Source organism: Streptomyces sp. NPDC030143, assembly GCF_055573695.1.
On sequence record NZ_JBVIAY010000023.1, the window covers coordinates 45255 to 69667 of the forward strand.

Here is a 24413-nt window from a genome sequence, read left to right on the forward strand (position 1 = left end):
CCCTCTGCCAGCTGACCCTGAAAGCACCGGGCGCGCACGCCCGGTCCGACACCCGGTGGTGAGCCCTATGGTCCTCGGGAGCGACGTCAGAGGGGGTCACGCGCGCGGTCCACGGGCGGCGGGACGGGGCGCCGCGGCACTGACGGCCACCCTCGTCCTCGGGTTCGGCCCCGCCCTCGCGGCCTGCACCGACGACGGCGGCGGCGGTACGAGCACGCCCACCCCGGACCGCACGACGAGCGCCCCGGCGGCCACCGCGGCGACCGGGCCCGCCGACCCGGCGGCGGCCGAACAGCAGATCCGGCGCAACTGGGAGACGTTCTTCGACCCGGCCACCTCGGCCGAGGAACGGCAGGCCGTCCTGGAGAACGGCGAGCGGATGGGGCCGCTGCTCCAGGCCTTCGCCGGCGACCGGCGCGGCGGACAGGTGGCGGCGGAGGTCGGCGAGGTCGAGTTCACCGGTCCGGCCGAGGCGACCGTGACGTACACGCTCACCCTGGACGGCACCACCGCGCTGCCCGACGCCTCCGGTACGGCCGTCGAGCAGGACGGCACCTGGAAGGTGTCCGTACGGACACTGTGCGCGCTGGTCCGGCTGAGCGGCGATGCGGCCTCCCCGGCGCTTCCGGGCTGCTGAGACCGCCGCCGCGGCGCTGCTGCTCCTGTTGAGCGCCGCCTGCGGCAGCCGGCTCCCCGAGAGCGACTTCGAGCGGTCCCCGACAGCCTCCCCGGCCACCCGGGAGCCGATCCGCGTCGGCATCCTCACCAGCGCCACCAGCCCGGTCGGCAGCGCCTTCACCGGCCCGCGCGACGGCGCCAGGGCATGGTTCGACCGGCTCAACGCACGCGGGGGCATCGACGGCCGCCGCATCGAGGTGCGCGAGTGCGACGACGGCGGAAGCGGCGTCGGCAACAACACCTGTGTGCACCGCCTCCTCGACGAGGACGAGGTCGTCGCCCTGGTCGCCACCACAGCCCTCGACTACGCGGGCGCCTCCCGCGTCTCCCAGGCGCGCGTGCCCGACATCGGCGGCCAGCCCCTGGGGGCCGCCTACGACACCTGGCCCCACCTGTACGGCATCTACGGCAGCCTCGCACCCCGCGACGGCACCCCCGGCTGGAACGGCGAGCTGTACGGCGGCACCGAGGTCTACCGCTACTTCAAGCGCGCGCACGGCGCCCGCACGGCCGCCGTCGTCTCCTACAACCAGGCCGCCTCCGCCGCCTACGCCCGGCTCGTCGAGCGCGGCCTGAAGGCCGAGGGCTACGACGTCGTCGCCGAGCAGGTCGACTTCGCGCTGCCCGACTTCCGCGCCGCCGCCGCCGACCTGAAGGAACGGGGAGCCGACCTCGTCCTCGACGCCCTGGACACCCACGGCAACGCCCGGCTGTGCGCGGCGATGGACGCCGTCGGCGCGCGCGTCACCGCCAAGGTGACCAACGTGCAGAACTGGACGTCCACCGTCCCCGAGGACTACGCGGACTCCCCGGTCTGCCGCAACGCCCTGTGGGCGACCGGGGCGAGCCGCAACCTCCAGGACACCTCCCACCCCGCCGTCCGGGAGTTCCGGGAGGCGACCGGGCACCTGAAGACGCACACGCAGTGGCAGCTGGAGGGGTGGGCCGCCGCGATGTGGTTCACGCGGGCCGCCGCGTCGTGCGCGCGGAGCGGCATCACGCGCGCGTGCGTCGACGACTTCATGAACCGCAGCGACGGCTACACCGCCGACGGGCTGCTGCTCCCCGTCCGGTTCGAGCGGCTGCCGGAGCCGCCCGGGACACGACGCACCTGTCTGTCGGTGGCCCGCTGGCGGGACGGCGCGGGGTGGGTCTCCCAGGGCGAGATGACCGACACCTGCTTCGACGTGCCGCAGCTCGCCTACACCCCCTGAGGGGTCCTTGCACTGGGCCCGCCCGGGCCGCGCGGCCCGGTACCGCATCGCCGCGTTGCCGGAGAGCCCTGGTCGCTCCGCTTGTACTCGCCGGCGCCTTGCGATGCACGGCACCGGATCACGCGGCCTGATCAGGCGCTCACCGTGCAGGGCCCCCTGAGGGGCCGCCGAGCCGGGGGAGGCGTCAGGACGACTCGCCGCCCGCCTGGTGCTTCTTCGGCTCGGGCTGCGGGATCTCCGCCGCGTACTCCGGGTACCGCAGGTCGAACGCCGGGGACTCCGAGCGGATCCGGGGCAGGGTGGTGAAGTTGTGCCGGGGCGGCGGACAGGAGGTGGCCCACTCCAGGGAGCGGCCGAACCCCCACGGGTCGTCGACCTCGACCTTCACGCCGTACCGGGCGGTCTTCCAGACGTTGTAGAGGAACGGCAGCGTCGACAGGCCGAGCAGGAAGGAGCCGATCGTGGAGACGGTGTTCAGGGCGGTGAAGCCGTCCGCGTCCAGGTAGTCGGCGTAGCGGCGGGGCATCCCCTCGGCGCCCAGCCAGTGCTGGACCAGGAACGTGGTGTGGAAGCCGACGAACAGCGTCCAGAACTGGATCTTCCCGAGCCGCTCGTCGAGCATCCTGCCGGTGAACTTGGGCCACCAGAAGAAGAACCCGGCGAAGATCGCGAAGACCACCGTGCCGAAGACGACGTAGTGGAAGTGCGCCACCACGAAGTAGGTGTCGGTGACGTGGAAGTCCAGCGGCGGCGACGCCAGGATCACCCCCGTCAGACCGCCGAACAGGAACGTCACCAGGAAGCCCACCGCCCACAGCATCGGCGTCTCGAAGGACACCGAGCCCCTCAGCATCGTCCCGGTCCAGTTGAAGAACTTCACGCCCGTCGGCACCGCGATCAGGAACGACATGAGGGAGAAGAACGGCAGCAGCACCGCGCCCGTGGCGAACATGTGGTGCGCCCACACCACCATCGACAGCCCGGTGATCGCCATGGTCGCGCCGACCAGCGTCAGATAGCCGAAGATCGGCTTGCGGCTGAAGACCGGGATGATCTCCGTGATGATGCCGAAGAACGGCAGCGCGATGATGTACACCTCCGGGTGCCCGAAGAACCAGAACAGGTGCTGCCACAGCAGCGCCCCGCCGTTGGCCGCCTCGAAGACGTGCGAACCGAACCGCCGGTCCGCCTCCAGGACCAGCAGCGCGGCCGCCAGCACCGGGAACGCCATCAGGATCAGGATCGACGTGAACAGCGTGTTCCAGGTGAAGATCGGCATCCGGAACATCGTCATGCCGGGGGCGCGCATCCCGATGATCGTGGTGATGAAGTTGACCGCGCCGAGGATCGTGCCGAACCCGGCCAGCGCCAGGCCCATGATCCACAGGTCGGGTCCCAGACCCGGCGAGAACGCGGAGTCGTTGAGCGGCGCGTAGGCGAACCAGCCGAACGCCGCCGGCCCCTCCGGGATCAGCAGCGACCCCAGCACGATCAGCCCGCCGAACAGGAACAGCCAGTACGAGAACATGTTCAGCCGTGGAAAGGCGACGTCGGGCGCGCCGATCTGGAGCGGCATGATCTCGTTGGCGAACCCGGCGAAGGTGGGGGTCGCGAAGAGCAGCAGCATGATCGTGCCGTGCAGTGTGAAGAGCTGGTTGAACTGCTGGTTGTCCACGATCTGCAGCCCGGGCCGGGCGAGCTCGGCCCGCATGACCAGCGCCATGACCCCGCCGATCAGGAAGAACGCGAACGACGTGATCAGGTAGAGGTGCCCGATCTTCTTGTGGTCGGTGGTGGTCAGCCAGTCGACGACCACCCGGCCGTAGCGCCTGGTCGCCGCGGATCGCGCAGCAGCCGGTTCGGTCTGCGTCCCCATCGCTCGCTCGCCCCTTCGCTTCTCGCGCCCCGGGCCCGCCGTCGCCCGCGCGGCTCGGGTGTCCGCGAGCTGTCGTCATGATGCTCGCGCCGACGCACGCTCCGACAGGGGATGTGCGGAGGTGATGTGGGGGAGCCGTGTATTTCCCATGAGGATCCGGCTCCCGGACAGCCCCTGCGGAATCCAAATGCAAAGCGGGTTCGGGACGGTTCTCCGGGAACTTTCCGCCGCGCTTTTCGGTGAGTCGCGACGACACGCGGTAATTGGGTTCGAATACCTGCGGAAGGCGTACGAAACCGCTCGTACGTGTGACGGGGTTAGGCCGAAACGCGTGTCGTGATCCTGTGACAGAAGTGTGACCGGAGTGATCCACATCTCCGGTCCGGGGTTCCCGGAAGGCCGCCCTCGGCCTAGCGTGGCGGTATGGCACCGATTCCCACTCCGCCCGCGGAGCCCCAGGACAGTCCGGACGGTTATGTCGGCCTCGAGACCGAGCGGGCCGAGCGGCTCGCCCGCGAACGGGGGTGGTCGACGGTGCGCTCGCTGGCGCCCGGGACGATCATCACCATGGAGTACCGGGTGGGCCGGCTGAACTTCGAGGTGAGCGACGGGCGCGTGGCGAAAGCCTGGAAGGGCTGAGGACCCGGCGACGCCGCACGACCCCGGCCGACGACGAATGCCCCGGCTCCTGGACCAGGAGCCGGGGCATTCGTGCGCGGGGCCGGGCTGTGCGTACCGGCGGCCCCGCCGCTCAGCCGCCGCTCAGCCGCCGGTCAGGGGGCGGGCCGCCGGGGTGGCCGTACCGCGCGGGAGGCGGTCGGGGTGCGGCGGGCGACGGCTGCCGCCAGGGGCGACCGGGGTGCGCTCCGGGCGCAGGGCGTGCTCCGAGCGGATGGTGTGCGCGCCGGGCGCCAGGTACACCGGTGACCTGGGCGCACGGCTCGGCGTGGCCGCGTCGCAGGCCGAGCAGACCTCCTCGTCCTGGACCGGGGTGCGCGTCGTGAGCGCCACCGGCACGGGGACGGGGGCCGGCGCGGGCACCGTACCTGCGGCACGGGCACGCCGACGGTCGCGCAGGTCGAGGATCCTGACCTCGGCGCGGGCGATCAGCGGCTCGAACCACGGCAGCGCCAGCAGGATCAGCAGCCCCGCCGCCCAGCCCAGCAGCACGTCGCTCAGCCAGTGCGTACCGAGGTAGACGGTGGCCAGCCCGACCCCGAGCGAGGTCACGGCGGAGAGCGCGGACAGCCAGCGGCGGGCTCTCGGGGTGGAGGCCAGATAGGCCAGGATTCCCCAGGTCACGACGGCGTTGGCGGTGTGGCCGCTGGGAAATATATCGCCGCCCAGCCACATCTCGTTCGAGCCGATGGTGGTGGCGTAGTGCGGTCCGAGACGGCCCATGCCGATCTTCGCGGCGCCGACGGTGATGTTCAGCAGCAGCAGCGAGACGCCGAGGGCGAGCAGCGGACGCAGGGTGTGCTGACGCCACGATCTCCAGCCGAGCCAGGCCGCGACCATCACGGCCGTCGGGCCGCGCTGGCCGAGCACCACGTAGTAGTCGACGAACCAGTGGATCTCGGACCACTGCTGGTACGGCCGGAAGAACATGACCTGCCAGTCGAGGCGGACCAGCCACGACGTGATCACCACGAGCCAGATGATGGCCGCGTAGAACACCAGCGTCGAGGCCAGCAGCGCGACCCGGTGCCGGCTCATCTTCGGCTCGTCGAGGTGGGTCGGCCGTTCCGGCTCGCGGTCGAGTCTGGCGAACACCCGGTCCAGACGGGTGAGGTTTCGTTCGGTACGCACCCAATCGACGTTACAGCGAGTGAGCTCTGTTCCCCGCCGATTCCACGGCTTTGTGATGACGATGTGATGTGGGATTACTCTCAAGGCGGCCGTTATTCCTGGCCATTAGCCAATGGGCTCGCGCCGATCCCTTCAATTCCTTTGATCATTCTGGGGGGACAGTTTTAGGGAAAGTATGAATGTGTTCACCGTCAGTCGCTCAGGGCGGCCCGGACCCGTTCAGCCACCACGCCCCGTACACGGCCGAGGCCGTCGCCACGGCGGCCAGCACCGCGGCGGCCCCGGCCGTCCGCGGCCGCGCCAGCGTCAGGGCGAGCGGCAGCAGCAGCGGAAAGGCGGGCAGCAGCAGGCGCGGTTTCGAGCCGAAGTAGCTCGACGCGCACAGCGCGAGGACCAGGACCACACCCGTGTACACCAGCAGCGCGAGCGGCTGGCGCCCGCGGACACCGGCGAGGTACAGCCGGATCAGCAGGGCGACACCGACGACCAGGGCCAGCCCCGCGAGGGCCGACGGGAGCGACGTGAACTTGTCGAGGACGAACCGGGCGAAGGCGTGGCCGCCGTCGAAGCCGTTGCGCCAGCCCGCCTGCACGTCGAGGTAGCCGAGGGGTCCCCGGCCGGTGCGGTGGCCGACCCACAGGACGTAACCGGCGGTCCCCAGCGGCGCGAGCAGCATGCCGAGGGCGCGTACGGCCCCGGCGGTGCCCTCGGCCGGTGCGCCGCGGCGCTCGCGCACGAACGAGGCGATGCCCGCAGCCCACACCGCCGCCACCACGGCGACCCCCACCGGCCGGGTCAGACCCGCCAGCGACGCCAGCACCCCCGCCGTCACCCACCGGCCGCCCAGCACCGCGTACAGCGACCACGCGGCCAGCGCGGTGAACAGCGACTCGCTGTACGCCATCGACTGCACGACCCCGACCGGCAGCACCGCCCACAGCAGCACCGCGCACACCCCCGCGCGACGCCCGTACACCCGGTCGGCGACCGCGAAGATCCCCCAGGCCGCCGCGAGCGAGGCGAGCAGGGAGACGGTGAAGCCGGCGTCCGCGTACGACAGCGGGGTCACCGCGTGCAGCCACCGCTCCAGCCACGGCAGCAACGGGAAGAAGGCCAGGTTGGAGTGGACGTCGCCGTTCGGCAGCCGCACCTCGTAGCCGTAGCCCAGTTCGGCGACCCTCGTGTACCACAGGGAGTCCCAGCGGGCCGTCAAAAGGGTGTACGCGCTCTTGTCGCGCGCGGCGCTCCACACGGCGAGGACGAGCAGCCCCACGGCGCGGACGGCCGCGTACCCGAGCAGGGCCGGTGCCGCCCGGCGCAGGGCCGCCGAGCCGCGGTGCGCCACGCGCGTTTCAAGATCGGTCACGGACCCGATTATCGGCCGGGCGGGCCTGCGCAGGGTGTGCCGGGTTGTACGGACCGTGAGGGAAGTGGCGTACGCCACACGGTTGCTCCGGAAGGGTGAGAGGTCCGCCACGTGGCCGAGCCGGGAACTCGCGTACGCTGCGTGTCACTCGTCGTTCGTCTGCGCGGGCCGGAGACCACCGCTCCTCTCCGGCCGAGCCGCGGGAGCCCCCGTCCCGTGAGCCCGCCGAACCCGAGGAAACACCTGGGAGGTACGTACATGTCCGGGACGACCACGGCTGCCGTTCGGCTGCGCCGTCGGGCGGCCGGGGCCGGTGCCAACCGCTGGGTCGTGCTGGTGGTGCTGTGCGTCAGCCTGCTGCTGGTCGCCGTCGACGCGACCGTGCTGCACGTGGCGGCGCCCGCCGTCACCGAGGACCTCCGGCCCGGCGCCATCGAGCTGCTCTGGATCGTCGACACCTATCCACTGGTCTGCGCCTCGCTGCTGATCCTCTTCGGCACGCTCGGCGACAAGGTCGGCCGCAGAAGGGTCCTGCTCCTCGGGTACGCGCTGTTCGGCCTCGCCTCCGCGCTCGCGGCCTTCGCGGGCGACGCCCGGATGCTCATCGTCGCCCGGGCCCTGCTCGGCGTGGGCGGCGCGATGATCATGCCGGCGACGCTGTCGATCCTGCGGCAGGTCTTCCCCGACCGCCGCGAACGGGCACTCGCGATCGGTGTCTGGAGCGCGGTCGCCGCGGTCGGCGCGGCGGCGGGGCCGTTGCTCGGAGGCTTCCTGCTGGAGCACTTCTGGTGGGGCTCGGTGTTCCTCGTCAACATCCCGCTGATGCTGGTCAGCCTGCCGGTGGGGCGACTGCTGCTGCCGGAGTCCAAGGGCACGGGCGAGGGGCCGTGGGACGTCGTGGGTGCCCTGATGGCGGCGGCCGGGCTGTTCTGCGTGGTGCTGGGCGTGAAGCGGCTGGGCGGCGGCGAACTGGGCCCGTTCACCCTGGTGCCCCTGGTGGTGGGCGGTGCGCTGCTCGTGGCGTTCGTACGGCGCCAGCGGCGGCGTGAGCATCCGCTGGTGGACCTGCGCATGTTCGCCCGGCCGGCGTTCAGCACGTCGGTGGGGTGCATCGTGCTGGCGATGCTGGCGCTGGTGGGTCTGGAACTGATCGCGGCGCAGTACCTCCAGCTGGTGCTGGGACTCTCCCCCCTGGAGACGGGGTTGCGGCTGCTGCCGCTGACCTTCGCGGCGATGGCGGCGGGGCTGGCGGGGGCGCGGCTGCTGCGGCGGTTCGGGCCCCGGCGGATGGTGTGCGGGGGCTTCTGCCTCACGGCGGCGGCGGTGCTGACACTGACCGCGATGGGCCAGGAGGACGACGCGGGGCTGCTGGTGTTCGGGTTCGTGCTGCTGGGGTTCGGGCTGGAGACGACGCTGTTCGCGGCGTACGAGTCGATGCTGAGCGAGGCTCCGCCGGAGCAGGCGGGCGGGGCGGCGGCGATCGGGGAGACGTCGTACCAGCTGGGGGCGGGCATCGGGATCGCGCTGCTGGGCACCGTCATGAACGCGGCGTACGCTCCCGGGGTGTCGTCCGTTCCCGGGGTGCCGGCGTCGGCGTCGGCCTCGGCCGGGCGCTCGCTGGGGGAGGCCTACGACGTGGCCGGGCGTCTGGGGGGCTCGGCCGGTGAGGCGCTGCGGCGGGTGGCCCGGGACTGTTTCGTGCAGGGTCTGCACATCACGCTGCTGGTGAGTGCGGGGCTGCTGCTGCTCGGGGCGGTGATGGCGCTGCGGCTGCCGCGGGCGATGCAGTGCGAGGCGAGCGCGGTGGAGCTGCCCTCGCCGAGGGAGGTCGCGGAGTCCCGCGTCTCCGCCTGACCCACGCCGCCCGACCCGCCGTCGGCCCCCGAGGGGGCAGGGCCGGTGAGCGGCCCTGCCTCAGCTCTGGTTGAAGAAACCGTCCGCGCGGCGCGCGGCCGGGTCGCCGTTCACGATCTCGGTGTGCGCCGGGGTCAGCAGGAACACCCGCGTGGACACCCGCTCGATCGAACCGCGCAGTCCGAAGATCAGTCCGGCCGCGAAGTCCACGACGCGCTTGGCGTCGGCCGGCTCCATGGCCGTCAGGTTCATGATGACCGGGACGCCCTCACGGAACAGCTCGCCGATGGCTCTCGCGTCCCGGAAGCTGTCCGGGGTGACCGTGCCGATCCGGCGGCCCTTCTCCTCGGCCGTGTCGCTGGCGACCTTCACGCGCGGGTCGGTGACCCAGGCGTCGCCGGAGTCTGTCCCCTCGGAATAGTCGTCGTCGTAGTAACGCTCGTCATCGTTGTCGTCGACGAGGCCAAGCCAGGCACTCGCCTTGCGTACCGATCCCATGGACGCCTCCTCTCACAGCGGTCTTTCTTGCTTTCCGCATTCCCCATGGTCGTCCATGATGCGGATGTCGCGCCAAGTGGATAGACGCCGCGCGGGGGGTTTGTGACGGTACTGGTGCACAGCCGATCCGTCGAGAGTCCGTGTGCCCCAAGGGTCCGGCCCTACACGGCTGCTGACTGTGAGTGAAATATGATTTCTCGCGGCGTACGGGTGACGGGCGGTGCGTACGGGTGAACCGGGCGTGCCGCTGCGGTGTGACCTTCGGTCGATACGATGCGGCAGCTCAACCGTCGTACGGATCGCGGGGGATCGTCGTGTTCGGAATCGTCAGGCCGTGCAGGCACCGGCTCGGAGAAGGACTCAGGAGCCAGTGGATGGCGCACCTGTGCGGGCTGTGTCTCGCGCTGCGCGGTGACCACGGACAGTTCGCGCGGATCGTCACCAACTACGACGGGCTGCTGATCTCCGTCCTGACGGAGGCTCAGACCGCGCGTGACGGAGGCCGCGCAGGAGGCCGGCGCACGGCGGGCCCCTGCCCGCTGCGCGCCATGCGCACCGCCTCCGTCGCGCAGGGTGAGGGCGCCCGGCTCGCGGCCGCCGTGTCGCTGGTGCTCGCCGCCGCCAAGGTGCGCGACCACGTCGCCGACGGCGACGGGCTGCTGGCGCGCCGCCCGGTCGCCCTCGCGGCGCGCCGCGTCGCCACGAGCTGGGGGCGGGCCGGGGAGCGCACCGGCTCCGCCGTCGGCTTCGACACCGCGGTCCTGGTGGACGCCGTGGACCGGCAGCTCGGCATCGAGGCGCTCGCCGGGCCGGGTACGCCGCTGCTGACGGTCACCGAGCCGACCGAGACCGCCACCGCCGCGGCCTTCGCGCACACCGCGGTCCTCGCGGGCCGGCCGGGGAACGTCGCACCGCTCGCCGAGGCGGGACGTCTCTTCGGTCGCCTCGCCCACCTGCTGGACGCCGTCGAGGACCGGCACGCCGACGCCGCGGCGGGCGCCTGGAACCCGCTGACGGCGACCGGCACCTCGCTCCCCGAGGCCCGGCGCCTCGCGGACGACGCTCTGCACGGCATCCGGCTCGCCCTGCGCGACGTGGAGTTCACGGACGGCAGGCTCGCCCACGTACTCCTGGCGCACGAGCTGCGACGCTCGGTGGACCGGGCGTTCGGCACCGAGTCCTGCGGGCACGCGGCGGTGGCGGAGGGCGGGCACACGGCGGTGGCGGAGGGGTCCTTCGGGGCGCCGGTGCCGCCCGGGGGACCGCAGGCACCGCAGGGGCCGATCGACCCACGCCGTCCCGGCAACCCCTTCGGCACCCCCGGCAACCCCTTCGGCGGCGAACCGCCGAGGCAGGGCCGGGGCCTGCTGGCCGGTTGTGCGGCCGCCATCGGACTGTGCTGCACCTGCCAGGTGTGCTGCGCCGACGAGTTCGAGGGTCCGTGGTCGCGCAGGAGGCGGGAGGGCTGGTGCAGCGACTGCGGCAACTGCGACTGCTCCTGCTGCGAGGCGTGCCAGTGCTGCGAATGCTGTGAGTGCTGCTCCTGCGACTGCTCGTGCTGACGCGTCGTCACTGAGCACACGGCGGCCCCCGGCCGTATCTCACGGCGGGGAATCGCGGACCCGCCGCGCCGCTCCAGCCGCTCGAAGGGATCAGGGACCATGCCGGGGTGCTCTGACAGGGCCGTTCCGCTCGCCGTGAAGATCGTGGTGAGCGGCGGGCTGGGAGTGGGCAAGACGACGTTCATCTCGGCCGTCTCCGAGATCGAACCGTTCGACACCGAGGCCGCGATCACGCAGCTCTCGGTGGGGGTCGACTCGCTCGACGGCGTGGAGTCGAAGACGACGACCGTCGCGCTCGACTTCGGGCGGATCGCCCTCGGTCCGACCATCGCGCTGTACCTGTTCGGCACGCCCGGGCAGGGCCGGTTCTCGTTCCTGTGGGACGAACTGGTGGAGGGCGCGCTGGGCACGGTCGTCCTCGTGGACACCCGGCGGATCGAGGACTGCTTCCCGGCCGTCGACTACTTCGAGGCGCGCGGGGCACCCTTCGTCCTTGCCGTCAACCGCTTCGACGGCGCCGAGCGCTTCCCGCCCGAGGTGCTGCGGGAGGCGCTCGGCCTGGACGCCGTCGTGCCGGTGCTGGAGTGCGACGCGCGGGAGCGCGGTTCCGTGCGGGACGTGCTGGGTGCGTTGGTGGACCGGGTGTTGGACGGCCGGCCGGCCGAGCGGCGAAGGGCGGCGACGGTGCCCTGAGGCCTTGGGTGGACCAGGCCGCGGGGCGCCGACCGCGGAGTTCGGGTGCCGGTGAGCGGGGTGAGGGGGATGCGCGAGGGTGAAGGCGGGGCTCAGCGGGGGGAGAACGCGAAACGGCGCCCGGGAGTCAGGGCGCGCAGTGGGGTCGGCTCAACAGGAACAGGACCACACTCGACCGAAGTCGATGTGGGAGCGCGTGACCGGCCACTGCTGCGGATGCATGAGCCAAGTGGAACAGGCATTCGGTGGTGCGTCAACCGAGTCGAGACGTACGGCTCACAGTGTGGACGGCCTTGACAGTGACGGGAAACGCCGCCGTACCCTCGGTGGACGGCCCTGCTGAGGGGCTCGGCCGTACCGCGCCCGCGCGGCGCACCGGTGTGAAGGCACCCACCCGTGTTCCCTTCTGCCACGGAGCCTTCGCATGTCTTCCGACACCCCTCGCCGAAGCCCCCGCCGCACCGGCCGTACCGGCGCACGAACGGGCCGTCGCCCCGCTGCCGCAGCGGACCGCCGTCCACCGCCGTCCGCGGCGCGCCGTGCGGATCGACGGCTCCCGCGCAGGACACCGACGGCTGCGGCCGGAGGGCCGCCCCCGGTTCCTGCTCGCCGGCCTCGTGCTCCCCGCCCCCGGTCATTCGGACGCCGAAGGGGGCGCCGCGCGACGGGAGTCGACCACGTACCTACGCGAGCACGGACCACCTGAGCCGCCGTCACGTCCCCGCGCACGGTCCCGATGCGACCGTCTCCCTCGCACCGCTGAGCTCTTACCCGGCCGCGCACCGCGGCCGTGAGTGCGAAGGCGCTGCCGGTTCACCGGACGCCGTGAGTGCGAAGGCGCTGCCGGGCCCGTCCGGCGCCGTGAGCGTGCAAGGCGCCGGCGCACCCGGCACCGCTTGTTTCCGGGGCGCTGCCGGTCCACCGGACGCCGTGAGGCGGCGACGCCTCGACCGCCGGTGTGTTCCGCGGGACGACGGATCGTCGTGCCGCATCGACAGAAAGGGTTTCCTCCCCATGACCTCACCGCACGGCCGGGGCCTGCTGCACCTGGCCGCCGCCGTCGACCAGCCGGGGGCGCAGGATGTCGCCTCCTACGTCGAGCTGGCGAGGCTCGCCGAGCTCGGCGGGCTCGACTTCGTCACGCTGGACGACGGTCCCGACCGGCCCGGGCCGGACGCGCCGGCCGTGCTGTCCCGGGTGGCGTCCGCCACCCACCGCGTCGGCCTGGTGCCCACGGTCACCGCCGCGCACCCCGGGACCGTCCGCATCCGGGCCACCGCCGTCGACGCCCTCGACGCCCTCGACGAGGTGAGCCGGGGGCGGGCCGGCCGGTGGATCGACGTGCCCGTCACCGGCGTCCCCGGCGACGAGGGCGACCAGGGCCGCCCCGTGCGTCTGGTCGACGCCACCGAGGGGAACGCCCGCCGTGTCGCCGCCCGGTACGCCGACGTGGTGCTGGTGCGTGCGTCCGGCTCCGCGCAGGCCCGCGCCGTGCGGGACGAACTGCGCTCCGAGGCCGCCGGGTTCGGCCGGGACCCCGGCTGTCTGCGGGTCCTGGTGAGCCTGCTGGTCGACCTCGGCGACGGCGAGCGCGCCGCGGTACCTGGCCACGGCGGGGGCGGCCCCCGGCGGACCGCGCGCGGGCCGCTGTACCGCGGCGGCCCCGTCGACCTCGCCGAACTGATCGCGGCCTGGCACCAGGACGGCGCCGCCGACGGCTTCCACCTGACGCCCGTCGAACCCCGGCGCGATCTCGAACGGCTGGTCAACGGCACGGTGGCGCTGCTTCAGCACCGGGGACTGTTCCGCACGTTCTACCCGGGCAGCACGCTCAGGGAGCATCTGGGCCTCGCCCGTTCCGCCCACCGGTCCGTGACGGGCAGCACCTCGTGAGCGCGCGGACGGCCGGCGGAGACAGAGGAAGGGCCGACCCGCACGACGGACCGGGTTCGGGGACCGGAAGCGGGGGCGGGAGGGGCGGGAGTACCGCGCCGCGACCGTCGCGGCGCCCCACGGGACGCTCGCGCTCCTCGGGACGCAACTGGCCGGCGGACCATCCGGACGGTCGACTTCCGGACATCCCCGGCGTTCGGCGGTCGAAGAGGAGGGGGTCGTGCTCACCGCGCGCGCGGCCGAAGGGGTGACCGTCGGCGGCGACGTGCTCGACGGGAGGCGGCGGCTCGGCGCCGACCGGGGGCGGTGACCGCGGGCCGGGCCGCACGGCGTGCGGAGGCCGGTGGCGCTGGTCGGTGAGGGGACGCGGGGGGATCAGCGACGTCGGTCCGGACGCCGAGGCCGGACGCCCGTTCCGGGACGTCGGGGCCACGCCGTACGACGCCCGCTGGCCGGCGCCGGGGCGGTCCTTGCCCTACGACGGGGAACCGCACGGTGAGGGAGACCCCTGAGTCTCGGTCAGCGCCGACGTGGCCCACGGAAGGCCCAACGGAGGCCAAAAAGGGTTCAATCTCGCACAGTTTCGTTCATGGGCCGTCGGCCGAAAGGTGCTCTTGTGCCGACCGGCCGTTCGGCCGAATACTCCCCCTCAGCGCTTGTCAGGGTCACGACGTGTTCGGATTCCGGACGCGCTGTGGTTCTCGACTGCGCCTCACGGGCCCCGACCCCACGCGGGCCCCCAACTTCCCCTGGGAGGGAACGAAACGTGAGGATCAAGCGCACCACCCCCACCAGCGGCATCACGAGACGGACCCGGCTCACCGCCGTCGCCACCGGCCTCGTCGCCGCGGCCGCCATCGCCATCCCCCACGCGAGCGCGGCGGAGCCCACCCCCTTCAGCACGGCCGAACTGCAGAGCGCCAGCAGCTCGGTGCTGAAGGCCGACGTGCCGGGCACCGCCTGGGTCGTCGACAGCAAGACCAACCGTGTCGTCGTCACGGCCGACAGCACGGTGTCCGAGGCCGAGATCGCGCAGATCAAGCAGCAGGCCGGCGCCAACGCCGACGCGCTGACGATCAAGCGCACCGAAGGCCGGTTCCAGAAGTACATCCAGGGCGGCGACGCCATCTATGCGAGTAGCTGGCGCTGCTCCCTCGGCTTCAACGTCCGCGACAGCGCGGGCAACCACTACTTCCTGACGGCCGGTCACTGCACGGACGGCGCGGGCACCTGGTACGCCAACTCGGGTCGCACCACGGTGCTCGGCCCGACGACCGGGTCCAGCTTCCCGAACAACGACTACGGCATCGTCCGGTACAGCAACACCTCGATCGCCAAGGCGGGCACCGCGGGCGGGGTGGACATCACCCGCGCGGCCAACCCGACCGTGGGCACCACCGTCTACCGTGACGGCTCGACCACCGGCACCCACAGCGGACGGGTCACCGGACTCAACGCGACCGTCAACTACGGCGGCGGCGACATCGTCTACGGCATGATCCAGACCAACGTCTGCGCCGAGCCGGGCGACTCCGGCGGCTCGCTCTACGGCAGCAACGGCGTGGCCTACGGTCTGACCTCCGGCGGCAGCGGCAACTGCACCACCGGCGGCACCACCTTCTTCCAGCCCGTCGTGGAGGCCCTGAACGCCTACGGCGTGAGCGTCTTCTGACGGACCGGCCCGGTCCGGGGCACCAGCGGCACCCGAGCCCCCGCACGCCTCCGGCGCGCGGGGGCTCGTCCCGTTCGCACACGTGCGATGTTCGCAGTGCTGTGCGCCACGGCGCGTACGGGGAGGTGAAGGCGCGGAGGGTGCGCGGTGCTCACCGTGTGCGCGTCCCGAGGGCGACCTTGTGTGCTCCCTGTGCGGTTCGGAAGAGTGGGCGCCCGTCAACCAGCCTTCCGGCCCGGACGGTCCCCACCACCGTCCGGATCGACCCCCCACAGGAGGACGTGAGTTGAAGCACCGACGCATACCCCGACGACGGGCCGTCATGGCAGGAGCGGGCATCGCCGCGCTCGTCGCCGCGGGCGTCACCTTACAGACCGCGAACGCCGGCGAACCCCCGAAGACCCCCGAGCCCCGGCTGCTGACGGCCCTGTCCGCCGGGAAGCTCGCCTCCACCCTCGGGGCGGACCTGGGCGCCGACGCGGTGGGCACGTACTACGACGCCACGAGCAGGAGCCTCGTGGTGAACGTGCTCGACGAGAGCGCCGCGAAGACCGTCGAGGCGGCCGGCGCCAAGGCCAGACTCGTGGAGAACTCCCTGGCCGAGCTGGCCGGCGCCCGCACGACGCTGAAGAACGACGCGGCCATCCCCGGCACCGCCTGGGTGACCGACCCGCGCACGAACAAGATCGTCGTCACCGCCGACCGCACGGTCTCCGACGCCGGGTGGGCGAAGCTCACCGAGGTCGTCGAGGGCCTCGACGGCACCGCGCGGCTCCAGCGGACGAAGGGGGAGTTCAAGCCCTTCATCGCCGGCGGCGACGCCATCACCGGCGGCGACGGACGCTGCTCGCTCGGCTTCAACGTGGTCAAGGGCGGCGAGCCGTACTTCCTGACCGCCGGCCACTGCACCGAGTCCGTCTCCACCTGGTCGGACTCCTCCGGCGCGAGGATCGGCACCAACGAGGCCTCCAGCTTCCCCGGTGACGACTACGGCCTGGTCAAGTACACCGCCGAGGTGGACCACCCGAGCGAGGTGAACCTCTACAACGGCTCCACGCAGGCCATCACGGACGCCGCCGAGGCCACCGTCGGCATGCAGGTCACCCGCAGCGGCTCGACGACGCAGGTGCACTCCGGCACGGTCACCGGCCTGGACGCCACGGTCAACTACGGCAACGGCGACGTCGTGAGCGGACTCATCCAGACCGACGTCTGCGCCGAGCCCGGCGACAGCGGCGGCTCCCTCTTCTCGGGCAGCAGCGCGATCGGTCTCACCTCCGGCGGCAGCGGCGACTGCACCTCGGGCGGGGAGACGTTCTTCCAGCCGGTGACGGAGGCGCTGTCGGCCACCGGTACGCAGATCGGCTGACGGCGGACCGCTCAGCCCGCGGCCGGGCCGGATCCCACGGGAGCCGGCCCGGCCGCGTCCGGGCCGCGCGCCCCGGGCCCGCCCCTGCCGCGCAGCACGGCGGCCAGCAGCGTGACCCCGATGCCGGCGACCGCCCACGCCACCAGGACGAGCAGCGCGGTCGTCATGTCGTGGCCGTCGAAGTACGCGACCGAGCGCGCCGACCAGGTCCCTGCGCCCGGCGGCAGCGCCGGGCCGACCGCCTGCCAGAACGGCGGGAGCAGGGGCGGCGGGAGGGCGCCGCCCGCGCTGGGGTTGCCCAGGATCACCACGATCAGGATGACCAGCCCGATGCCGGCGAGCCCGAAGAGGCCCTGGAAGGCGAGCGTGGCCGCGCCGACCGCGAAGACGATCAGGGCGCCCAGCCCCCAGTAGGCCACGACCGGGCCCGGCAGGGCGCCCAGGACCGGCCCGACGATCAGGGCGCCGCCGAGTCCGCCGGCGACCGCGACGAGAGCCATGGCGAGGAGCCGGATGACCGCGCGCCTCGGTGTGGAGCGGGCGGCGCCCGCGCTGATCGTCATGATCGACGCGCACAGGTAGCCGCCCACGCACCAGCCGACGGTCACGTAGAAGGACGACAGCCCGTTGGCGTCGCGGGTGTCGGCCGGAGCCACGTCGACCGTCCGCACGGTGCGGCCCTCGGACCTCTCCAGGGTGGTGGTGAGGGCCTCCAGGGTGGTGGTGAGGGCCTCCAGGGTGGCGGCGAGCGCCCGGCCGCCGCCGCCGGCCACCAGGAGGGTGTCGGTGGTGCCGGCCGGGTCGACGATCAGTGCGCCGTCGATGTCCCGGCTGCGGATCTGCTGCCGGGCCGTCGCCGCGTCGGCCACCGCGCGCGGGTCCAGCGGTTCGCCGGGGAGCCGCTCCAGCCGGGTCACCGCCTGCGCGACCGCGGCCCGCGGGGCAACGACCCCGAAGGGCACGTCCTTGGGCTTGGGGTCGTGCAGCGCCCCCACGTAGGAGGCGATGAAGAGCAGGTGGAGGGCGACCACGCCGATGACGAGCAGGGTGGCGCGCGGGGTGACGGCGTCCTTCACCTCGTCGAGGAAGGACGCGGTGCCGGCGGTCGGTGTCATGTCCCCACGGTCCGGGGCGACGGATGTTTGCGCAGGTGGGGGGCGCCCGAACGGCTGTCGTACAGATGTTCGGGATTTGGTCTATGGTGGGAGTGGGGATCGGAACTGATGTTCGAAAGCAGGAGGTGTGGATGCCGGGGTTCACCCACCTGCACACCGCCTCCGGGTTCTCCCTGCGCTACGGCGCCTCGCATCCGGAGCGGCTGGCCGAGCGCGCCTCCGAGCGGGGCATGGACGCCCTCGCCCTCACCGACCGCGACACCCTCGCCGGAGCGGTCCGCTTCGCCAAGGCCTGCGCGCGGGCGGGCGTCCGCCCCCTGTTCGGCGCGAACCTGGCGGTGACGCCCCCCGAACAGGTACGGCAGGCCGCCGTACGCGGGGAGAGGCGCCGCACCCCCGTGCGCGGCGGGGTCTTCGTCGACGAGTCGGCCCCCCGTGTCACCTTCCTCGCCCGCGACGGCGCCCGGGGCTGGGCGGACCTGTGCCGTCTCGTCACCGCCGCCCACACGGCCGAGGACACCCCGGTGCTGCCCCGGGGCGACAACCACGGCGACGGTCTGACCGTCCTGCTCGGCCCCGCCTCCGACGTCGGCCGCGCCCTCGCCGCGGGGCGCCCGGACCGCGCGGCCGGGCTGCTGGCCTCCTGGCGGGAGACCTACGGCGACGCCCTGCGCCTGGAGGCGGTCTGGCACGGCCGCGGCGGCACCGGCCCCGGTTCGCTGCGGCTGGCCGCCCGCACCCTCGGCTTCGCGGCCGAGCAGCGCGTCCTGCCGGTGCTCAGCAACGCCGTCCGCTACGCCGACCCCGGCCAGGGCCCGGTCGCCGACGTCCTGGACGCCGCCCGCCGGCTGGTGCCGATCGATCCGACCGGGGAACTGGACTCGGGCGAGGCCTGGCTGAAGGACGCGGACGCCATGCTCGGGGCGGCCGAGCGGATCGTGGAGGCGGCGGGCTTCCGGCGGGACACCGCCCACCGGCTGTTGGACCAGACCCGCGCGACGGCCGCCGCGTGCCTGGTCGACCCCGAGGACGACCTCGGCATCGGCACCGTCCACTTCCCCGAGCCGCACCTCGTCGGCGCCGGTGGCCGCACCGCCCAGCGGGCGCTGGCCTCGCGCGCCGCCGCGGGGATGGTGCTGCGCGGCCACGCGGGCCGCCGGGAGTACTGGGAGCGGATGCACCGCGAGCTGGACATCATCGCCCACCACGGCTTCGCCTCCTACTTCCTGACGGTCGCCCAGGTCGTCGACGACGTACGGAGGATGGGCATCCGGGTCGCCGCGCGCGGATCCGGCGCGGGCTCCCTCGTCAACCACCTCCTCGGCATCGCGCACGCCGACCCGATCGAGCACGGACTGCTCATGGAGCGCTTCCTGTCCAAGGAGCGGGTGGTGCTGCCCGACATCGACGTCGACGTGGAGTCCGCACGCCGGCTGGAGGTCTACCGCGCGATCATCGACCGGTTCGGCGCCGAGCGGGTCGCGACGGTCGCGATGCCGGAGACGTACCGGGTGCGCCACGCCATCCGGGACGTCGGTGCGGCCCTGTCCATGGACCCCGCCGACATCGACCGTCTCGCCAAGTCCTTCCCGCACATCCGGGCGCGGGACGCCCGGGCGGCCCTGGCGGAACTGCCCGAACTCAGTGCGCTCGCGGAGGAGAAGGAGAGGTACGGGCGGCTCTGGGAGCTGGTCGAGGCGCTCGACGCCCTTCCGCGCGGTGTCGCCATGCACCCCTGCGGGGTCCTGCTCTCCGACGCCTCCCTGCTGACCCGTACGCCGGTCATGCCGACCAGCGGCGAGGGCTTCCCCATGGCGCAGTTCGACAAGGACGACGTGGAGGACCTCGGGCTGCTCAAGCTGGACGTGCTGGGGGTGCGGATGCAGTCGGCGATGGCGCACGCGGTCGCGGAGGTGGAACGGGCGACGGGCGACAGGATCGACCTGGACGCCCTGCCGGCCGGCGACCCGGCGACCTACCGGCTCATCCGGTCCACCGAGACGCTCGGCTGCTTCCAGATCGAGTCGCCGGGACAGCGGGACCTGGTCGGGCGGCTCCAGCCGGCGACCTTCCACGACCTCGTCGTCGACATCTCCCTCTTCCGGCCCGGGCCGGTCGCCGCCGACATGGTGCGGCCGTTCATCGAGGCGCGGCACGGGCGGGCGCCGGTCACGTACCCGCACCCGGATCTGGAGGAGCCGCTGAGGGAGACGTACGGGGTCGTCGTCTTCCACGAGCAGGTCATCGACATCGTCGCCGTCATGACCGGCTGCGGGCGGGGCGAGGCGGACCGGGTGCGGCGCGGGCTGTCCGAACCGGAGTCACAGGGGCGTATCAAGGTGTGGTTCGCGCAGCACGCGGCGGCGCGAGGGTACGACGCGGAAACGATTCAGCGGACCTGGGAGATCGTCGAGGCCTTCGGGTCCTACGGCTTCTGCAAGGCGCACGCGGTCGCCTTCGCCGTCCCGACCTACCAGTCGGCGTGGCTGAAGGCCCATCATCCGGCCGCCTTCTACGCCGGGCTGCTCACGCACGACCCCGGGATGTACCCCAAGCGGCTGCTGCTGGCGGACGCGCGGCGGAGGGGGGTGCCGATCCTGCCGTTGGACGTGAACCGGTCGGGAGTCGCCCACCGTATCGAACTGGTGTCTGATGGCCCTGGTTTCTCCGCTTCCGCTGCCTCCCCCGCCCCTCCGGGGCGCTGGGGCCTGCGGCTCGCCCTTTGTGACGTGCACGGCATCAGCGAGGCCGAGGCCCGGCGGATCGCGGACGGGCAGCCCTACGCCTCCCTGCTGGACTTCTGGGAGCGGGCGCGCCCGAGCCGTCCGATCGCCGGACGGCTCGCCCAGGTCGGCGCACTGGACGACTTCGGCGCCAACCGGCGCGACCTGCAACTGCACCTGACCGAGCTGCACCGGGGTTCCCGGGGGGCCGGCGGGGGGCAGCTCCCCCTGGCGGGCGGACGGAGGACGGCCCCCGCCGGGCTGCCCGACCTCACCTCGGCGGAACGGCTCAGCGCCGAGCTGGGCGTGCTGTCCATGGACGCCTCGCGCAACCTGATGGACGACCACCGGGAGTTCCTGCGCGAGCTGGGCGTGGTCTCGGCGCGCCGGCTGCGCGAGACGCGGCACGGGGAGACGGTGCTGGTGGCGGGCGCCAAGGCGGCGACCCAGACCCCGCCGATCCGCTCCGGCAAGCGGGTCATCTTCACCACGCTGGACGACGGCAGCGGTCTGGTCGACCTCGCCTTCTTCGACGACTCCCACGACGCCTGCGCCCACACCGTCTTCCACTCCTGGCTGCTGCTGGTGCGCGGGGTGGTGCAGCGGCGCGGCCCGCGCAGCCTCAGCGTGGTGGGCGCCGCCGCGTGGAACCTCGCCGAACTGCTGGAGGTGCGGCGGGAGGAGGGGCTCGACGGGGTCGCGGCCCGGCTGGCCGAACCGCCCGGGGCGGACGCCGCGCCGGCCGACGGTGACGGGTCCTCGCCCGCGGACGGCGACGGGCCGGCGCGCAGGCGGCTCGCCGGGTCGGACGGGCGGCCCGCGCCGGCCGGCTCCGCCGCCCAGGACGCGATGGGACAGCGGCGCATCCGCATGCCCACGGGGTACGAGATGCACCCCTGGGCCGATCTGCGCCCCGCGGGCGAAGGGCCCGCGGTGGGAAGGAAGTTGTGGCACCAGAGTCCGGGGAGTGCGGGATGACCATCCTCTGCGTACGTTTCCAGCTGCCTCCGACGCGCGAGGCCGCCCTGCCGGGGCTGCTCGGACTCCTGGAGGAGTTCACACCGGTCGTCGAGGCCCTGCCGCCGGACGGGGCCCTGGCCGATCTGCGCGGCGCCGAACGGTACTTCGGGCGCAGCGCCGTCGAACTGGCCTCCGTGATCCGGGTGCGCTCGCTCGCGCTGCACGGCGTCGACTGCGTGATCGGCGCCGGGCCGGGCACGATGCTCGCCCGCATGGCGCTGCGGGACGCCCGGCCCGGTGTGACCTTCGCGGTCCCCGAGGACGCGGTGGCGGAGTTCCTCGCCGAGAAGCCCGTGGCCGCCCTGCCCGGCGTCGGCCCCGCCACCGCCCGCACCCTGTGCGAGTACGGCCTCGACACCCTCGGCCGGGTCGCCGCCGCGCCCCTGTCCACACTCCAGCGGCTGGTCGGCGCTCGGATGGGCCGGGACCTGCACGAGAAGGCGAACGGCGTCGACCGCGGCCGGGTCGTCCCCCATGCCGTCTCCCGCTCGCTCGCCACCGAACGGCCCTTCGACCGCGACGAGTTGGACCCCGACCGCCATCGCAGGGCCCTGCTGTCGGCCGCCGAGGAACTCGGCGCCCGGCTGCGCGCCCTGGAGAAGGTCTGCCGCACCCTGACGCTCACCGTCCGCTACGCCGACCGCTCTGCCACCGCCCGCAGCCGCACCCTCGGCGAACCCACCGCACACTCGGCGGATCTGACGCGGGCGGCGTACGGCCTGTACGAGGCCCTCGGTCTCCAGCGTGCCCGCGTCCGTGCGCTCGCCCTGCGCGCCGAGGGCCTCGACCCCGCCGACCAGGCCTCCCACCAGCTCACCTTCGACCCCGCCGACGAGAAGGCCCGCCGCATCGAGGAGGTCGCCGACCGCGCGCGGGCGAGGTTCGGACCGCGGGCGGTGATGCCGGGGGCGCTGGCGGCGTGAGAGGGCCGGCCGGGTCAGTTGGCCCACGGCGGGGTGATCCGCGTCCCGTCGGCCAGCTCCGCCTCCAGGCCGAGGGAGGTGGTGACCCAGGTGAGCGCGGTGTGGTCGGTCGGGTTCTCGACGGCCAGGGTCGTGCCGGCGTTGACGATCGCCGTGTCGCCCGCCCTGATCCGCTCGGTGCGGCCGTCGAGGGTGAGGAGCAGTTCGCCTACGAGCAGATGGAAGATCTCCTCCCGGTTGACGGTGTGCGCCGGGGCCTTCGTCCCCGGCGGGATCTCGCCGCGCCAGGCGGCCAGATCCCGGCTCCCGGTGCGCGGATGGGCGTAGGAGACGAAACGGGCGCCGTGGATCTCGTGAGCGACGGCTTCGGACGCACGGACGACGGGCATGACGGCCTCCAAATGGTCAATTGACTTGACTATATAGTCAAGCTGCTTGACTGCTTCGTCAAGGGTGTTTCAATGCCCCCGTGCAGAACTCCGACGCCCTGGCCCTGTCCGCCGCCCTCCTCGCCGTCGCCGGTGAGCTCACCCAGCGCATCAACGAGGGTGTCGTCGCCCGCGGCTTCGAGGGGGTGCGCCCCGCGCACGGTTTCGCGTTCGCGCGGCTCGCGCCGGACGGGGCGACGGTCACCGACCTCGCCGCCCACCTCGGAGTGACCAAGCAGGCCGCCAGCCAGTTCGTCGACGATATGGTCCGCCGGGGGTACGTCGAGCGTCGGCCGCACCCCCGGGACGCGCGGGCCCGGCTGATCGTGCTCACCGAGCGGGGGTGGGAGTGCAGCCGGGCGGCCGAGGAGGCGGCGGCCGAGGTCGTGCGGGGGTGGGGCGAGGTGCTGGGGGAGGGTGAGGTGCGCGCGTTGCGCGACCGTTTGGCCCGCATCGCCCCCTACGGTCCCCTCAGGCCCGCCTGGTGACGGAATGTCGGGGGATGTTGCGCCCTCGGCTGCCCCGAGAAGTTTTTACCGACGCGTAACTTCACACTTCACCTACTCGCCCGTAACTTGACGCATGAACAGCATCCTCGTGATCCGGATCACCAGGCGTAAGGCCGTCGACCCTCCCTTGAGTCGCAAGGAGATCACGCGATGCTGCCCTGGAAGCGCCTGGTCAGACCCCTGGCCGCCCTACTGCTGGCCGCCGCGGCCGCCACCGCCACCGCCTCCTCCGCCCACGCCGCCGCACCCTCCGGCGGGGGAGGCTGGAACGACTACGACTGCGAGCCCTCCGCCGCCCACCCCCGCCCCGTCGTCCTCGTCCACGGCACCCTCGCCAACTCCGTCGACAACTGGCTGTCCCTCGCGCCCTACCTGAAGCACCGCGGCTACTGCGTGTTCTCCCTCGACTACGGGCAACTGCCGGGCGTCCCCTTCTTCCACGGCCTCGGCCCCATCGACAGGTCCGCCGAACAGCTCTCCGCCCACGTCGACGAGGTGCTCGCCGCGACCGGCGCCGCCGAGGCCGACCTCGTCGGGCACTCGCAGGGCGGCATGATGCCCCGCTACTACCTCAGGTTCCTCGGCGGAGCCGCCAAGGTGAACGCCCTCGTCGGCATCGCGCCCAACAACCACGGCACCACCCTCGGCGGACTCACCCGCCTGCTGCCGTACTTCCCCGGCGCCGAGGACCTGCTCACCGCCGCCACCCCCGCACTGGCCCAGCAGATCGCCGGATCCGACTTCATGAACAGGCTCAACGCCGGCGGCGACACCGTGCCGGGCGTCCACTACACCGTCATCGCCACCCGGTACGACGAGGTGGTCACGCCCTACCGGAGCCAGTTCCTCAACGGCCCCGGCGTCAGGAACGTCCTCGTCCAGGACCTCTGCCCGCTCGACCTCTCCGAGCACGCCCTGCTCGGACTGACCGACCGGATCGCCTTCCACGAGGTGGCGAACGCCCTGGACCCGGCGCACGCCACCCCCACGACCTGCGCGTCCGCGGTCGGCTGACGCGCCAGGTCGTCCGCCGGGGCCCGACCGGCCTGAGCCGCCGGTCAGGCCCCGGGACCGAGGACGGTCAGCGGCCGTGCCGGCCGCCGCCCGCCGGTGCACCGACGCGGACAGCACCGCGGCGCCCAGCGCCGGCACGGTCGCGCCGCCCGTCGCGAGGTACCCGCGCCGCCGTCACCGCCGGTCTCGGCGAGACC

General features: G+C 73.1%; 19 protein-coding genes. 13 read left to right on the forward strand and 6 right to left on the reverse strand.

All coding sequences use genetic code 11. From position 1 onward, the window contains the following. Positions 1 to 67 precede the first annotated feature (67 nt). The gene (locus ACZ4YY_RS30540) at positions 68 to 637 is read left to right on the forward strand and encodes an MTB12 C-terminal domain-containing protein (protein WP_468297606.1); all 570 of its coding nucleotides are present in this window, start codon (positions 68 to 70) and stop codon (positions 635 to 637) included. Next, on the forward strand, positions 606 to 1892 hold the full coding sequence (locus tag ACZ4YY_RS30545) for an ABC transporter substrate-binding protein (RefSeq protein WP_468297609.1): 1287 nt from the start codon (positions 606 to 608) through the stop codon (positions 1890 to 1892). The genes ACZ4YY_RS30540 and ACZ4YY_RS30545 overlap by 32 nt, the downstream gene beginning before the upstream one ends. A gap of 184 nt (positions 1893 to 2076) precedes the next feature. On the opposite strand, the gene ctaD is transcribed toward ACZ4YY_RS30545, so the two are convergent. Then, positions 2077 to 3768 carry an aa3-type cytochrome oxidase subunit I gene (gene ctaD / locus ACZ4YY_RS30550; RefSeq protein WP_468297613.1) on the reverse strand — a complete coding sequence of 564 codons (1692 nt, stop codon included), beginning with the start codon at positions 3766 to 3768 and terminating at the stop codon, positions 2077 to 2079. A 423-nt stretch (positions 3769 to 4191) separates the two neighbouring features. Between ctaD and ACZ4YY_RS30555 the strand changes: the two genes are divergently transcribed. Next, entirely contained in the window at positions 4192 to 4407 is a 216-nt protein-coding gene (locus tag ACZ4YY_RS30555; protein WP_468297617.1) for an I78 family peptidase inhibitor, read from the forward strand. Between the two features lie 123 nt (positions 4408 to 4530). Here the strand turns inward: ACZ4YY_RS30555 and ACZ4YY_RS30560 are convergent, their stop codons facing one another. Both ACZ4YY_RS30560 and ACZ4YY_RS30565 read right to left on the reverse strand, forming a co-directional pair. Beyond that, positions 4531 to 5577 (reverse strand): phosphatase PAP2 family protein, encoded by a 1047-nt coding sequence (locus ACZ4YY_RS30560; RefSeq protein WP_468297620.1) that lies wholly within the window; start codon positions 5575 to 5577, stop codon positions 4531 to 4533. Positions 5578 to 5776: 199 nt separating this feature from the next. Beyond that, a complete protein-coding gene (locus ACZ4YY_RS30565; protein WP_468297623.1) occupies positions 5777 to 6943 on the reverse strand; it encodes a glycosyltransferase family 39 protein in 1167 nt (388 codons plus the stop codon). A 258-nt stretch (positions 6944 to 7201) separates the two neighbouring features. On the opposite strand from ACZ4YY_RS30565, the gene ACZ4YY_RS30570 reads away from it, so the two are divergent. Then, positions 7202 to 8797, forward strand: a complete 1596-nt coding sequence (locus tag ACZ4YY_RS30570; protein ID WP_468297626.1) for an MFS transporter — start codon at positions 7202 to 7204, stop codon at positions 8795 to 8797. Positions 8798 to 8857: 60 nt separating this feature from the next. Here ACZ4YY_RS30570 and ACZ4YY_RS30575 read toward each other — a convergent pair whose 3' ends face one another. After that, the gene (locus ACZ4YY_RS30575; RefSeq protein ID WP_468297628.1) at positions 8858 to 9295 is read right to left on the reverse strand and encodes a cell division protein SepF; all 438 of its coding nucleotides are present in this window, start codon (positions 9293 to 9295) and stop codon (positions 8858 to 8860) included. 314 nt (positions 9296 to 9609) lie between these two features. Between ACZ4YY_RS30575 and ACZ4YY_RS30580 the strand changes: the two genes are divergently transcribed. From ACZ4YY_RS30580 to ACZ4YY_RS30600, 5 genes are all read left to right on the forward strand, one after another. Beyond that, a complete protein-coding gene (locus ACZ4YY_RS30580; protein ID WP_468297631.1) occupies positions 9610 to 10857 on the forward strand; it encodes a DUF5685 family protein in 1248 nt (415 codons plus the stop codon). 99 nt (positions 10858 to 10956) lie between these two features. Further along, positions 10957 to 11550, forward strand: a complete 594-nt coding sequence (locus ACZ4YY_RS30585; RefSeq protein WP_468297634.1) for a GTP-binding protein — start codon at positions 10957 to 10959, stop codon at positions 11548 to 11550. Positions 11551 to 12564: 1014 nt separating this feature from the next. Continuing rightward, entirely contained in the window at positions 12565 to 13443 is an 879-nt protein-coding gene (locus ACZ4YY_RS30590) for an LLM class flavin-dependent oxidoreductase (RefSeq protein ID WP_468297637.1), read from the forward strand. A gap of 766 nt (positions 13444 to 14209) precedes the next feature. Next, positions 14210 to 15115, forward strand: coding sequence for a S1 family peptidase (locus tag ACZ4YY_RS30595; RefSeq protein WP_468297640.1), 906 nt, complete (start codon positions 14210 to 14212; stop codon positions 15113 to 15115). A 286-nt stretch (positions 15116 to 15401) separates the two neighbouring features. Beyond that, the gene (locus tag ACZ4YY_RS30600) at positions 15402 to 16484 is read left to right on the forward strand and encodes a S1 family peptidase (protein WP_468297643.1); all 1083 of its coding nucleotides are present in this window, start codon (positions 15402 to 15404) and stop codon (positions 16482 to 16484) included. 11 nt (positions 16485 to 16495) lie between these two features. On the opposite strand, the gene ACZ4YY_RS30605 is transcribed toward ACZ4YY_RS30600, so the two are convergent. Beyond that, entirely contained in the window at positions 16496 to 17599 is a 1104-nt protein-coding gene (locus tag ACZ4YY_RS30605) for a DUF3533 domain-containing protein (protein ID WP_468297646.1), read from the reverse strand. Between the two features lie 131 nt (positions 17600 to 17730). Here ACZ4YY_RS30605 and ACZ4YY_RS30610 point away from each other — a divergent pair, with 131 nt between their 5' ends. Together ACZ4YY_RS30610 and ACZ4YY_RS30615 are read left to right on the forward strand one after the other, a co-directional pair. Beyond that, the gene (locus ACZ4YY_RS30610) at positions 17731 to 21300 is read left to right on the forward strand and encodes a DNA polymerase III subunit alpha (protein WP_468297649.1); all 3570 of its coding nucleotides are present in this window, start codon (positions 17731 to 17733) and stop codon (positions 21298 to 21300) included. After that, the gene (locus tag ACZ4YY_RS30615; protein WP_468297652.1) at positions 21297 to 22265 is read left to right on the forward strand and encodes a DNA polymerase Y family protein; all 969 of its coding nucleotides are present in this window, start codon (positions 21297 to 21299) and stop codon (positions 22263 to 22265) included. The genes ACZ4YY_RS30610 and ACZ4YY_RS30615 overlap by 4 nt, the downstream gene beginning before the upstream one ends. A gap of 14 nt (positions 22266 to 22279) precedes the next feature. Here ACZ4YY_RS30615 and ACZ4YY_RS30620 read toward each other — a convergent pair whose 3' ends face one another. Beyond that, positions 22280 to 22654, reverse strand: a complete 375-nt coding sequence (locus ACZ4YY_RS30620) for a cupin domain-containing protein (protein ID WP_468297657.1) — start codon at positions 22652 to 22654, stop codon at positions 22280 to 22282. Positions 22655 to 22734: 80 nt separating this feature from the next. Here ACZ4YY_RS30620 and ACZ4YY_RS30625 point away from each other — a divergent pair, with 80 nt between their 5' ends. Together ACZ4YY_RS30625 and ACZ4YY_RS30630 are read left to right on the forward strand one after the other, a co-directional pair. Then, positions 22735 to 23181, forward strand: a complete 447-nt coding sequence (locus ACZ4YY_RS30625) for a MarR family winged helix-turn-helix transcriptional regulator (protein WP_468297660.1) — start codon at positions 22735 to 22737, stop codon at positions 23179 to 23181. Between the two features lie 171 nt (positions 23182 to 23352). Continuing rightward, positions 23353 to 24216, forward strand: a complete 864-nt coding sequence (locus tag ACZ4YY_RS30630; RefSeq protein ID WP_468297663.1) for an esterase/lipase family protein — start codon at positions 23353 to 23355, stop codon at positions 24214 to 24216. The last annotated feature ends 197 nt before the right edge of the window (positions 24217 to 24413 follow it).